The sequence below is a fragment of the Streptomyces sp. NPDC088785 genome, assembly GCF_044750685.1.
Taxonomy (GTDB): Bacteria; Actinomycetota; Actinomycetes; order Streptomycetales; family Streptomycetaceae; genus Streptomyces.
On record NZ_JBIVKH010000015.1, the window covers coordinates 144,668 to 156,321 of the forward strand.

Annotated in this window: 15 protein-coding genes; 10 read left to right on the forward strand and 5 right to left on the reverse strand. The window is 71.0% G+C overall.

The features are described from left to right. Nucleotides 1–105 precede the first annotated feature (105 nt). Nucleotides 106–2,655: a discoidin domain-containing protein gene (locus tag ACIP5K_RS30690; protein WP_401414785.1), complete on the reverse strand. Its 2,550-nt coding sequence runs from the start codon at nucleotides 2,653–2,655 to the stop codon at nucleotides 106–108. A gap of 509 nt (nucleotides 2,656–3,164) precedes the next feature. Here ACIP5K_RS30690 and gvpO point away from each other — a divergent pair. The 10 genes from gvpO to ACIP5K_RS30740 all read left to right on the forward strand — a co-directional run bounded on the left by gvpO (nucleotide 3,165) and on the right by ACIP5K_RS30740 (nucleotide 8,823). After that, a complete protein-coding gene (gene gvpO, locus ACIP5K_RS30695; protein ID WP_401414786.1) occupies nucleotides 3,165–3,545 on the forward strand; it encodes a gas vesicle protein GvpO in 381 nt (126 codons plus the stop codon). Nucleotides 3,546–3,654: 109 nt separating this feature from the next. Then, complete coding sequence (locus tag ACIP5K_RS30700) at nucleotides 3,655–4,086, forward strand: gas vesicle structural protein GvpA (RefSeq protein WP_401414787.1); 432 nt, start codon at nucleotides 3,655–3,657, stop codon at nucleotides 4,084–4,086. Continuing rightward, nucleotides 4,083–4,826: a GvpL/GvpF family gas vesicle protein gene (locus ACIP5K_RS30705; RefSeq protein WP_401414789.1), complete on the forward strand. Its 744-nt coding sequence runs from the start codon at nucleotides 4,083–4,085 to the stop codon at nucleotides 4,824–4,826. Before ACIP5K_RS30700 ends, ACIP5K_RS30705 begins: the two co-directional genes overlap by 4 nt. A gap of 10 nt (nucleotides 4,827–4,836) precedes the next feature. After that, nucleotides 4,837–5,082, forward strand: a complete 246-nt coding sequence (locus ACIP5K_RS30710) for a gas vesicle protein GvpG (protein ID WP_401414791.1) — start codon at nucleotides 4,837–4,839, stop codon at nucleotides 5,080–5,082. A gap of 55 nt (nucleotides 5,083–5,137) precedes the next feature. Beyond that, complete coding sequence (locus ACIP5K_RS30715) at nucleotides 5,138–5,887, forward strand: DNA primase (RefSeq protein WP_401414792.1); 750 nt, start codon at nucleotides 5,138–5,140, stop codon at nucleotides 5,885–5,887. Beyond that, a complete protein-coding gene (locus tag ACIP5K_RS30720) occupies nucleotides 5,880–7,094 on the forward strand; it encodes an SRPBCC family protein (RefSeq protein WP_401414794.1) in 1,215 nt (404 codons plus the stop codon). Before ACIP5K_RS30715 ends, ACIP5K_RS30720 begins: the two co-directional genes overlap by 8 nt. After that, nucleotides 7,094–7,456 carry a gas vesicle protein gene (locus tag ACIP5K_RS30725; protein ID WP_401414795.1) on the forward strand — a complete coding sequence of 121 codons (363 nt, stop codon included), beginning with the start codon at nucleotides 7,094–7,096 and terminating at the stop codon, nucleotides 7,454–7,456. Before ACIP5K_RS30720 ends, ACIP5K_RS30725 begins: the two co-directional genes overlap by 1 nt. Next, complete coding sequence (locus ACIP5K_RS30730; protein ID WP_401414797.1) at nucleotides 7,449–8,300, forward strand: GvpL/GvpF family gas vesicle protein; 852 nt, start codon at nucleotides 7,449–7,451, stop codon at nucleotides 8,298–8,300. The genes ACIP5K_RS30725 and ACIP5K_RS30730 overlap by 8 nt, the downstream gene beginning before the upstream one ends. Next, a complete protein-coding gene (locus ACIP5K_RS30735; protein ID WP_401414798.1) occupies nucleotides 8,297–8,485 on the forward strand; it encodes a gas vesicle protein in 189 nt (62 codons plus the stop codon). The genes ACIP5K_RS30730 and ACIP5K_RS30735 overlap by 4 nt, the downstream gene beginning before the upstream one ends. Before the next feature lie 77 nt (nucleotides 8,486–8,562). Next, nucleotides 8,563–8,823: a gas vesicle protein K gene (locus ACIP5K_RS30740; RefSeq protein WP_401414847.1), complete on the forward strand. Its 261-nt coding sequence runs from the start codon at nucleotides 8,563–8,565 to the stop codon at nucleotides 8,821–8,823. Between the two features lie 71 nt (nucleotides 8,824–8,894). Here the strand turns inward: ACIP5K_RS30740 and ACIP5K_RS30745 are convergent, their stop codons facing one another. From ACIP5K_RS30745 to ACIP5K_RS30760, 4 genes are all read right to left on the reverse strand, one after another. After that, nucleotides 8,895–10,004 (reverse strand): adenylate/guanylate cyclase domain-containing protein, encoded by a 1,110-nt coding sequence (locus tag ACIP5K_RS30745; RefSeq protein WP_401414799.1) that lies wholly within the window; start codon nucleotides 10,002–10,004, stop codon nucleotides 8,895–8,897. Continuing rightward, nucleotides 10,001–10,450 (reverse strand): universal stress protein, encoded by a 450-nt coding sequence (locus ACIP5K_RS30750; RefSeq protein WP_401414801.1) that lies wholly within the window; start codon nucleotides 10,448–10,450, stop codon nucleotides 10,001–10,003. The genes ACIP5K_RS30745 and ACIP5K_RS30750 overlap by 4 nt, the downstream gene beginning before the upstream one ends. Before the next feature lie 138 nt (nucleotides 10,451–10,588). Next, entirely contained in the window at nucleotides 10,589–10,873 is a 285-nt protein-coding gene (locus ACIP5K_RS30755; RefSeq protein ID WP_401414802.1) for a DUF4190 domain-containing protein, read from the reverse strand. Between the two features lie 126 nt (nucleotides 10,874–10,999). Next, a complete protein-coding gene (locus ACIP5K_RS30760; protein WP_401414804.1) occupies nucleotides 11,000–11,653 on the reverse strand; it encodes a DUF5825 family protein in 654 nt (217 codons plus the stop codon). Between the last annotated feature and the right edge of the window lies 1 nt (nucleotide 11,654).

An 11,654-nucleotide genomic window follows, 5' to 3' on the forward strand; every position in this document is an offset into this window, starting at 1 on the left:
GGGCACGCGGACCGGTCCGCGGATCGCACGGTGCCCGTGGGGAGCGGCCCCGGGCGGGGCCGCTCCCCACGGGCACATCAGTGCGCCGTGATCACTGTCACAGGGTTACGGGAAGGAAGTGATCTTGGAGGGGACGGTGCTGGTGCCCGAGGTCGGGGCGCCGGTGTTGTTGACGACGTGGGCGTACTGGCCCTTGCCGCCGAGCGAGATGACCTGGATGTCGTGCAGCTTGATGCCGGGCTTCACCGGGACCTGGAAGCCGTGCTGCTGCACGATGCTCGGGTCCGAGGTGAAGTTGCAGTAGCTGCCGAGGCCCCAGGCCTCGTGGGTGTTGACGCTGTCGGCGACCTTGTACGCCGCGTAGCCGACGATGCCGTCGTGGGTGATGGCGGCGGCGTTCGGCGCGTCGTACGCCTTCTCGTTCTGGAAGAAGATCGTCCGGCCGCGCTCGCCGTTCCAGAGCACGTCGTACTTGTTGAAGTGCTCCACGAACAGGCCGGTGGCGAGGACGTCGTCGCCGTTCACGACGAGTCCGTAGTCGGCGCGGTTGGTCTCCCAGCCGACGCCGTCGCCGTGGTCGGCCCGCCAGATCCAGGTGTGGTCGACGATGACGTCGTCGCTGTTGACGACCACGGAGTTGGTGGCGAGGCCGGGGCCCGCGCCGCCGATCCGGATGAACACGTCCTGCATGGAGGTCGGGTTCGCGGCGTGGTCGGCGCTCGCGGTCGCGCCGCCGATCTGGAGCAGCGTGTCGGACTTCTTGGAACCGGCGTCGATCAGGAAGCCGGCGAGCTTCACGCCGTCCACGTCGGCGACGTGCATGGCGTCGACGCCGTTGTCGGGGACGATCGTGGCGAGGCCGAGACCGAGGACGACCGTGTTGGCGCGGTTGACGTTGATGGTCTGGTCGAGGTGGTAGACGCCCGGGGTGAACAGCAGGTTGAGGCCCTGGGAGAGCGCCTGGTTGATGGTGGCCGCGGTCGCGCCGGGCTTGACGACGTAGAACTGGCTCAGCGGGAGCGAGGTGCCCGCGTTGGCGGGCCAGGACACGCCGCGCGCGTTGGTGCGCTTGGCCGGCACGAACACCTTGTAGTCGTTGCCGTCCAGGTAGAGGAACGGCTTCTCGCGGGAGACCGGGGTGGTGTCGAGCGTGGTGTACGGGCCGGTGTCGAAGTCGGTCGCCGGGGCGCCCTGCACTCCGGAGAAGGTCATGTTCCACACGCCGTTGGTCCAGCCGCCGACCGAGCTGTCGCGGGTGTACCACTGCTGCTGCGAGTACGGGCCGACCGTGCCGTCGACCTTGGAGTCGGCGATGTAGCCGCCCGAGGCCCAGCCGTAGCCGTTCGGCGCGAGGTTGAGGCCGCCCGTGACGTGCATGCGGCGGAACGGCGCGGCCTGGGCGACGGCCCAGCGGTCGGTGCCGTTGACCGGGTTGAGGGAGAGGTTCTCGGCGGAGCGCCAGAAGTTCTGCGTGGCGTTGCCGTTGAACCAGCCGGCGTCGACCGTGACGTCACCGTTGATCTTCGTGTCGTCGGGGTTCAGGCCGAGTCCGGAGATCGAGGTGTAGAAGCCGAGTTGGGCGTTGATGTTGTTGTAGGTGCCCGGCTTCAGCAGGAACTGGTAGCGCTGCGAGCCGAACTGGTTCGACTCCTGCTGGGCGAAGACCTGGTCGAACTTGCCCTGGAGGTTGGCCGTGCTCGGGTCGACGACGATGACGTTCGGGCCGAGGTCGCCGCCGCCCTCGACGGGCGGGGTGGTGCCGCCGGAGCCGGTGTGCACCCCGACCTCCCACAGCGAGTAGCCGTAGCCGGTGGCGCGGGTGGTCCCGTAGACCCGCAGGTAGCGGCCGGTGCCGCTGACGTCGTAGGAGGTCGTGCCGCCGGTGGCGTTGGTCACGTCCTTCAGGGTCGTCCAGTTCTGGCCGTCGGCGGACGCCTGGATCTTGAAGGCCTTGGCGTACGCGGCCTCCCAGTTCAGGTCGACCTTGCAGATGCTCTGCGACGAGCCGAGGTCGACCTGGACCCACTGCGGGTCGGCCGCGGCGGACGACCAGCGGGTGGCGGTGTCGCCGTCGAAGGCGTTCGAGGCCGGGGTGCCGCCGTTCTCCGTGGAGGACGCGGTGGCGGGGCGGCCCTTGGCGGCGTTCGCGGTGGCGCAGTCGCCGGCGGGCGGGGTGGTGCCGGAGCTGCCGAACACCTGGAACTCCCAGAGGGAGTAGCCGTAGGGGGTGGCGCGGGAGACGCCGGTCATGCGGACGTAGCGGCCCTGGCCGGAGACGTCGAGGGTGTCGGTGCCGCCGTCGGAGCCGGTGACCGACTTCAGGTCGCTCCAGGTGGTCCCGTTGTCGGAGACCTGGATCTTGTAGTCCTTCGCGTAGGCCGCCTCCCAGTTCAGGACGACCTTGGTGAGCGTCGCCGACGCCCCGAGGTCGACCTGGAGCCACTGGGCGTCGCTGGCCGCGGACGACCAGCGGGTGGCGGTGTCCCCGTCGACGGCGTACGCCGCGGGCGTGCCGCCGTTCTCGGTGGAGGAGGCCGTGACGGTCCGGCCCTGGGAGAGCGGCGTGTCGGCGGCCGCCGCCGATGACGCCTGGGCGGGGAGGGTCAGCAGCGCCGCCGCCGTGGCGAGCGCGATCCCCAAGGATCTGTATCTCATGCGTGTCACTCCGTGCGGGGGTGAGGGTGAAACGGCCCGTAGCAGCCTTCACCAAGTGAGCGCACGTCTGGGTGGACGGGCGCGGTGGAGCGCACTCCTACCGTGTCCGGAAGAGTTCAACGGCCAGAGGAAACTACTTAGTTCGCGGTTTGATTTAAGGGTCGAGCCAAGCGTTCGGCAAGACCTCGGGAGCGTCTTCTTTTCATGAGTCGAACGGGCCGATCATCGAACGCCCGGTGAAGAGGGCGGCCGCGCTCCGCCCACCTGCCCCGACGGTCGGCGCGCGGGGTGCCCGGCGGCCGGATGCCGTCAGGGAATGTATGCGGATCGCTTCCGCGAACCGCGCGCCGTTCCGGAGCCGTCGCGGGCCCGTGGTGGCGGGGCCGAAGGCGGGTCCCGGGGCGTCCGCCGGGGCCGGTGACCGGGGCGGGTTCGCATTCGGGGCGGCTCACGCAGGTTTGCGGACGGATTCACGGGCACTGGAGCCGTGAGGCACATGGAAGGTTCACATGACCGACACAGATTCCGAGCGCCCTCGCAAAGCGCAGGGTGACAAGAGCTCAGGCACCACCCGCAAGAGCGACAGCAGCCAGGACCGCGCACCGGCCCGGCCCCGTCGCCCGAAGCGGCTCCGTCCCGCGGAAGCGATTCGCGAAGGCCGCGAACAGCTGGCGGAGCTCACCGGCAAGGAAGTGGACGGTGTGTCCTCCTTCACTGCCACGGACGACGGCGGCTGGCGGCTGGAGGCCGAGGTTCTGGAACTGTCCCGGATCCCCGACACCATGAGTCTGCTGGCCACCTACGAGGTCACGCTGGACAGCCAAGGAGTACTGACCGACTACCGCAGGGTCAGGCGTTACGAGCGCGGTCGCGCCGACGACCGCCGCTGACCCCCACCCCGCGGTGACCCGCCGGCCGCGGGCGCGGCGCGCCCCGACGCGCTCCCCGTGAGTCCGGCACGACCACCGCACGAACCTCGAACGAAGGGACGGAATCCCCATGACCGTAGCCACGACCCAAGGCGGCGGCGGAGGCGGCGGAGGCACCAGTGGCCTCTACGACGTCCTCGAACTTGTCCTGGACCGCGGGCTCGTCATCGACGCGTTCGTCCGCGTCTCGCTGGTCGGCATCGAGATCCTGAAGATCGACGTACGTGTCGTCGTCGCCAGCGTGGACACCTATCTGCGCTTCGCCGAGGCGTGCAACCGGCTCGACCTGGAGACCGGCAGCAAGAAGCCGTCGGGCCTCACGGACATCCTCGGCGACACCGTCGAGTCCGGCGCCCGGGGCAAGACCAAGGGCGCCCTCTCCGGAGCCGCGGAGACCATATCGGACGCCTTCAACCAGGCCCGTGACGAGGGCAGCGAGAGCAAGTCCACGTCCCGTTCGCGCACCCGCCGCTCCACGTCGAGCCGCAAGGAGGAAGAGTGAGCACCTACGTCTACGGAATCGCCGCCGCTGGCCACCCGAGCCTGCCCGCCGGCATGGAGGGCATCGGCAAGCCCGCGCTGCCCGTGCGCACGGTGACCGCGGGCGAGCTGGCCGCGATCGTCAGCGACGCCCCGGAGAACCTGCGCTCCAAGCGGCGTGATCTCCTCGCGCACCAGAACGTGCTGTCCGAGGCGGGCGCGGGCGGCACCGTGCTGCCCATGCGCTTCGGCAGTGTCGCCGACGACGACCAGGCGGTCGCGGCCGCGCTCGAACAGCGCGCCGAGCACTACCTGGAGCGGCTGGAGGCCCTGCACGACCGTGCGGAGTACAACGTCAAGGTCCAGCACGACGAGGAGGCCGTGCTGCACGTCGTGATGGCGGAGAACCCCGACGTGCGCGCCCTGGCCCAGAACAACCGGGCGGCGGGCGGCGGCAGCCACGAGGACAAGCTGCGGCTCGGCGAGGCCGTCGCGACCGCCGTGCAGCAGCGGGAGCGGCAGGACGCCGAGGAGGTGCGGGCCGTGCTGGAGCCGCACGCGCAGGACGTGAGCCCGGGCCCCGCGAGCGGCGGCTGGATCACCAACCTGTCCTTCCTGGTGGACCGCGGCACGTCGGAGAACCTGCTCCAGGCGGTCGAGGCGGCGCGCGCCGCGCAGCCGCACCTCGTCTTCAGCGTGCACGGGCCGCTTCCGCCCTACAGCTTCGTGGAGCCTGCGCCGACGGCCCCGGCAGTCGGCTGAGGAGGCCGTCATGGGGCTGCTGAGCGAAGTACTCCTGCTGCCGCTGGCACCGGTCCGGGGCTCCCTGTGGGTCCTGGACCAGGTGGTCGCGGACGCCGAGCGACAGTACTACGACCCGTCGGCCATCCAAGCCCAACTGTCGGCTCTGGAGAAGCAGTTGGAGTCGGGCGAGATCGACGAGGAGACGTTCGACCAGCGCGAGGACGAGCTCCTCGACCGGCTGGAGGCCAGCCGCTTCAGACAGACGGACACCTGACCTCGTGCGACGCGCGAGTCCCACGAGCACGAGAGACGAGAACGGACAGCACATCATGAATCGAGCAGCACTCGGCCTGGCGGTAGGGGCCGGATATTTCCTGGGCCGGACCAAGAAGATGAAGCTCGCCTTCGCGGTCGGCACCATGGTCGCCGGCAAGAAGCTTCAGGTGAGCCCTACCGCGGTGCTGGACCTGGTCCGCACGCAGCTGAACAACAATCCGCAGTTCAAGGAGATAGGCGGCCAGCTCCGCCAGGACTTCCGCGGGGTCGGCAAGGCCGCCACGGGTGCCATCCTCGAACGGCAGATGGAGAATCTGGCCGGGCGGCTCCAGAGCAGCACGGCCGGGGTGCGGGACCGTCTCGAAGGTGTCACCCCCGACACCGATGACGTCTCGGACGCGGCGGACAAGGCCACCGGTGGCCTGAGCGGAAAGGTCACCGGCCGCTCGTCGAAGAGCGCGTCGAAGGGCTCGAAGGGCTCGCAGGGTTCGTCGAAGAAGGCGTCGCAGGACGCCGAGGACGCCGACGACACTGAGGACGTCGAGGACGCTGCGGACGCCGAGGACGCCGAGGACGCCGAGGACACCGCGAACGCCGAGGACACCGAGGACACCGACGACGACGGCCAGGAGGCCGAGCGGCGGGCCCCGCGCAAGCGGGCGCCCGCGAAGAAGTCGGCCTCGGGGTCGGGCGAGCGCAAGTCCGCACCGCGGCAGCGCTCGCGGAGCACGGCGAAGAAGACGGCGAGCGGCGCGCGGCGGGCCCCGCGCGGCGGCGCGAAGGGAGAGCGCGGCAATGGCTGAGGCACCTGCGGGCAACCCGCTGAAGGAACTGGCCAGAAGCGAGGCCGCGGACCGGCTGAAGGCCGAGGCGCAGGACTTCCTCGCCGCCCAGGCGACCCGTCTGCTGACGGGTGCCGGGAAGAAGCTGGGCCAGACCACGTCGAAGCTGAACGACATCGCCGAGGGCAACAGCCCCGGCTTCGCCAAGCTGGCCCTGGACGGCGGCCGCAAGCTCGCCGAGGGCAAGGGGCCGATGCGCACGGCCGTCGAGGTCGGCGCCGGCCACCTGAAGGACAACGTGGTCGAGGGTGTCAAGGGCATCTTCGGCAAGGGCGGCAAGGGCAAGTCCAAGTCGGGCGGCGGCAAGAAGCCGACGGTGATCCTGGAGAGCATCGACGTCGGCGTCGATGTCCGTACCGCGTACGACCAGTGGACGCAGTACCAGGAGTTCTCGACGTTCACCCGGGGCGTGAAGAACGCGAACCGGGCGGACGACGTGACGTCCGACTGGCAGATGAAGATCTTCTGGTCGTCGCGCAGCTGGAAGGCGCACACGACCGAGCAGGTTCCCGACCAGCGCATCTGCTGGACGACGGAGGGCGCCAAGGGCACCACGAAGGGTGTCGTCACCTTCCACGAGCTGGGTGAGAACCTCACCCGGGTCCTGCTGATCATCGAGTACTACCCCAAGGGCCTGTTCGAGAAGACCGGCAACATCTGGCGTGCGCAGGGCCGCCGTGCCCGTCTCGACCTCAAGCACTTCGTCCGCTTCATCACGATCAAGGGCGAGGCGACGGACGGCTGGCGCGGGGAGATCCGCGACGGCGAGGTCGTGCGCACGCACGAGGACGCCGTGGCCGAGGAGGAGCGGGAGCAGGAGGAGCAGTCCGATTCCTCCGAGGACCCCGAGAACGTCGAGGATCCCGAGAACGCCGAGGACGCCGAGGACGCCGAGGACCTGGACGACGCGGAGGAGTCCGACGAGGACTACGCCGCCGAGGACGGGGCAGAGGACGAGTACCTCGACGAGGACGAACCGGTCGCCGAGGACGACGACGTCGAGTACGAGGACGAGTACGACGAGGATGCCGAGGACGCCGACGAAGACGGCGCGGAGCCCGTGTACGAGGACGAGTACGACGAGGAGGAGTCCGACGAGGACGCACCCGACGAGGACACCGCTGACGAGCGTCGGCAACGGGCCGGCGCGGGAGCACGGAGCCACTGATGGGACCCGCTAGAAGTTTTCCCGATTCCCCCCTCGGCGGGGGGAACTCGGGGGCCAACCTCGCCGACATCCTGGAACGTGTCCTGGACAAGGGCATCGTGATCGCCGGTGACATCAAGATCAACCTGCTGGACATCGAACTCCTCACGATCAAGCTCCGCCTGATCGTGGCCTCGGTCGACAAGGCGAGGGAGATGGGGATCGACTGGTGGGAGCACGACCCGGCCCTGTCGTCGGGTGCCCGCAGCAAGGAACTCGCCAGGGAGAACGCGGAGTTGAAGGAGCGGCTGGCCGCTCTGGAGGCCGGTCGTGCTCCCGAGGCCCTCGACGCGGTCGGCGAGAAGGAGACCCACCATGACTGAGCTGCGGTACGTGTACGCCGTCTGCGGCCCCCTCGACGCCCCGCTGCCCGCGCAGCTGACGGGTGTCGCGGGGGCCGTCCCCCGGCTGGTCGGGCACGCGGGGCTGACGGCGGTCGTGAGCCATGTGCCGGCCGACCAGTTCTCCGAGAAGGCGCTGCGCCGGAATCTGGAGAATCTGGACTGGCTCTCCGACACCGCCCGCGCCCACCAGACGGTGATCGCGGCGCTGGGGTCGGTGACCAGCCCGCTGCCGCTGCGTCTGGCCACGGTGTTCCACGACGACAGCGGTGTGCGCGCCATGCTGGAGGACGGGGCCGCGGGCTTCCGGGAGACCCTGGACCGGCTGCGCGACCGCGTCGAGTGGGGCGTGAAGGTGTACGTGGAGGAGCAGCGGGCGCAGGACGACGCGTCCGGCGAGCAGCGCGAGGCACGGCGCGAGCGGCCGTCCGCGCAGTCCCTGGCCTCCGGGTCCGGCCGCGACTACCTGCGGCGGCGGCGCTCCGAGCGGGCCGGGCGGGACGAGGCGTGGCGGCAGGCCGAGGGGTTCGCGCAGGACCTGCACGACCAGCTGTCGCGGCACGCCGAGGAGACCCGGATCCACCCTCCGCAGAACGCGGAGCTGTCCCGGGCCAGCGGCCGCAACGTCCTCAACGCCGCCTATCTGGTGGACCGTGCGACGTCGGAGGCGTTCGTGGAGCGGGTCGACTCGACGAAGGACGAGCGGCCGGGTCTGCGGGTCGAGCTGACCGGTCCCTGGGCCGCCTACTCGTTCTGCGCGCCGCCCGAGGAGCGGACCGACGCCTCCGGGCCGGCGGCCGGGACCGCGGGGGGTGGGGCGTCGTGACCGTCATAGAGCGGCGGGAGATCGCCCTCGTCGACCTGCTGGACCGGCTGCTCGCGGGCGGTGTCGTCCTCGCCGGGGACATCACGCTGCGCATCGCCGACGTGGACCTCGTCCGGATCGATCTGAACGCTCTGATCAGTTCGATCAACGAGAACGTCCCCTCGCCCTGGGAGGACATGCTGTGAGCACCCACGACGCCCCGGACCACACCGCCGACGCGGCGTGCGCGGCCTGTGGCGCGGCGCCTGCGAAGCGGGGCCGCATCCAGATCGAGCCCGACACGGTGGAACGCGATCTGATGAAGCTCGTCCTCACCATCATCGAGTTGCTGCGCCAGCTCATGGAGCGCCAGGCCATCCGCCGTTTCGACATCGGCGACCTCACCGAGGACCAGGAGGAGCGCGTCGGCCTCACCCTGATGCTCCTGGAGGACCGCATGGCCGAGCTCCGCGAGCGCTACGACCTCTCCCCCGAGGACCTCAACATCGACCTCGGCCCGCTGGGTCCGCTCCTGCCGCGCTGAAGCGGCGCGGGCGGGGCCCGGCGCGGTCCTGCGTCCGCCCGCGCCCCGCGCGCTCCGGAGCGGCGGCCGGGTCAGCGCCCGCGGCCGGGTGCGGCGGCGCGGAGCAGGACCGGGCGGAGCCGGCTGTAGCCGCGTACCGACACCGGGCGGAGCACCTTCAGCTCGTACCCGTCCCGTCCGGCCAGCTCACCGGCGAGGGCGGTGTTCACGAGCACCGTGTCGGGGCGGGCCACGGCCGTCAGGCGGGCCGCTATGTTGACGGCGGCGCCGTAGACGTCCCCGAAGCGGCCGATGACGGGGCCGTGGGCCAGCCCGGTGCGCAGGTGCGGAAGGTGTTTCTCCCCTTCCGCGCGGGAGGTGAGCTCCAGGGCGATGTCCGCCGCGGTGGCCGCCGACTCGCACACGAAGAGGACCTCGTCGCCGATGGTCTTCACCACGCGCCCCCGGCCCTCGGCGACCACGTCCCCGGTCAGGCTCTCGAAGCGGTCGAGCACCTTGACGAGTTCGGTGCTGTCGAGGCCGCGCGTCATCCGCGTGTAGCCGACCATGTCGGTGAACCCCACGGCGAGGTCCCGCACGTGCAGCCCCTCCCCCGCCGGGACCGCCCCGTCGGACGCCGCGGCGTCCGCGTGTCCGTGTCCGTGTCCGTGTCCGTGTCCGCGGGCCGGTTCTCCTTGGGCGGCGGCGATCACCTGTCCGGTGTAGGCCGCGAAGTGCCGTCTCCACACGTGCTGTTGGAGCAGCTCCATCTCGGCGAGCAGGACCGTGGCGCTGTCGGCCAGCTCCGTCCGCGTCAGCGGCGTCGCCCGGTCCCGGTTCAGCCAGGCCCACAGGGTGTGGACCTGCCATTCGGCGAGCCGGGAGAGGTGGTGGCCCAGCGCGCGGGCCATCATCGCCTCGCTCTCCTCGGTGATGATCCCGGCCGCGATCAGCCGCTCCCCCGCGCGCAGCGCGTCGACGTCGCCGTCGGTGAAGGCCGGGACGTCGTCGTCGACCAGCGGGAAGCCGAGGGCCCGCCAGATCCGCGCGGTCCGCTCGGGTCCCACCCCGGTCCGCTCGCCGATGTCGCGCCGGGTCCAGTGCCGGCCGCCGCCGAGCAGTGCCTCCTCGATGGTCCGGCGCAGCGCCTCGGCGCCGTCCGGGGTGACCGGCTCCCCGGTCACCGCCTCGTCCGCGCTCATGTGGTGTGCACGATCAGCACGTCGAGGCCGGCCTTGCGGGCGATGTCCGCCGGTACGGAGCCGAGGAGGCGTCCGGCGAGCGAGCGCAGGCCGCGGTTGCCGACCACCAGCAGGTCGACCGCGTTGTCCTGGGCGGTGCGTACGAGGACGGGGACGGGCTCGCCCTCCACGGCGAGGGATCTCACTTTCGTCGCGCCGCTCGCGTGGGCGCGCTCCCGCGCGGTGCGCAGGGTGTCCTCGGCGGGGGCCGAGCCGACCACCTGGTAGCCGTCCGGTCCCAACTGGTCCTGGGCGCGGGCGAGTTCCGTGCCATGCAGGGGCAGGTAGGCGCAGACGACGAGGAGTTCCGCCGCGCAGACGGCGGCGAGCCTGGCCGCCCCCTCGACCGCCGCGTAGGACGACTCCGAGCCGTCCGTCCCGACCATGACCGTGCGATAGGCGACCACGACAAGCTCCTTACTCCAAAGTAAACTTACTTCGGAGTAAAGTAGAACGCGCGCGCCCGGGCGGGCAAGAGCGCGGAAGGGGCTCCGCGCGGACGAATTCCGCGCGGAGCCCCTTCCGTTCGGGCCGCTGACGCCGTGTCAGCCGCCGACGTACCAGCTGAACCCGCCGTTGGAGGCGGCCACGATCATCAGCACGACGAAGAGCAGGACGTCGAAGATGCCCAGGATGAGGGCCGCCTTCGCCATGCCCCCGCCGCCCTTGGCGCCCGCCTGGCGCATGGCGACGGCGCCGAAGATGATGGCCAGCGGCCCGAGCACGATGTTCAGGAAGAAGATGCCGACGATGCCGCACACCAGACCGGCGATGGCGAGGCCGTTGCTGCGCGTACCCGTTGCGGCCGAACGGTTGCTGAAGTCTGTCATCGCTCTCTCCCACTCCTGGCTGCGAACTTCCGTGGGATTCCGACTGCCCCCATTCCCGGCGCACAGACAACTGCCTTTACTCGCGTTTTAGTTGAGAGATCGCCTTCCGGTTCCAGAGGGCGCTTTTCAGATGGCGATGGACTGCTGGAGCCAGCGGCTGACCCGGTACGGCACCCACCACGCCAGCGGCCCGACGTCGAGCACGAGCTGCTCGGAGCGGAACTCGTCGAGGACGGCGGCGGGCACGGCGGTGCGCTCGGCGCCGTAGTCCAGCTGGGCGATCGCCGTGTCGTAGCCGGGCTCGTCGGCGGTGAAGCGGCGCAGTTCCCCCCAGCGGCGGTCCCGTATCTGGATGAAGCCCGGGCCCTGGCGCCACAGGCACTTGCACAGGTAGTGGCCGCGCCGCCAGCCGCGCAGGGATTCCTCGGCGTCGTCGGGCCCGTGCAGGGCGGTGGGCGGCTGGAGATGGCTGAGCCGCCGCCAGGTGTCCCCCGCCCCGGGATCGAGGCGCATCTCCCACTCGACCATCACGGCACGGGCCGTCAGGTCGCGGACCAGGGACAGGCCGTACAGGGCGGCGGCCGGGTCGGCGCCGTCCGAAAGGTCGACGGGGGCGGCCAGGCGCACCCGGCGCGCGCCGAGCTCCCACAGGCGCTCGGCCTGGCCGCGGGCCGGTCCGGGCAGCGGGACCTCGCCCAGGGACATGCCCGGCAGGGCGCACGCGGCGGGGTCGTAGTCGCGCCAGGCGAGGACGGTGGGCGTGGTGAGGGTGGTGGTCATG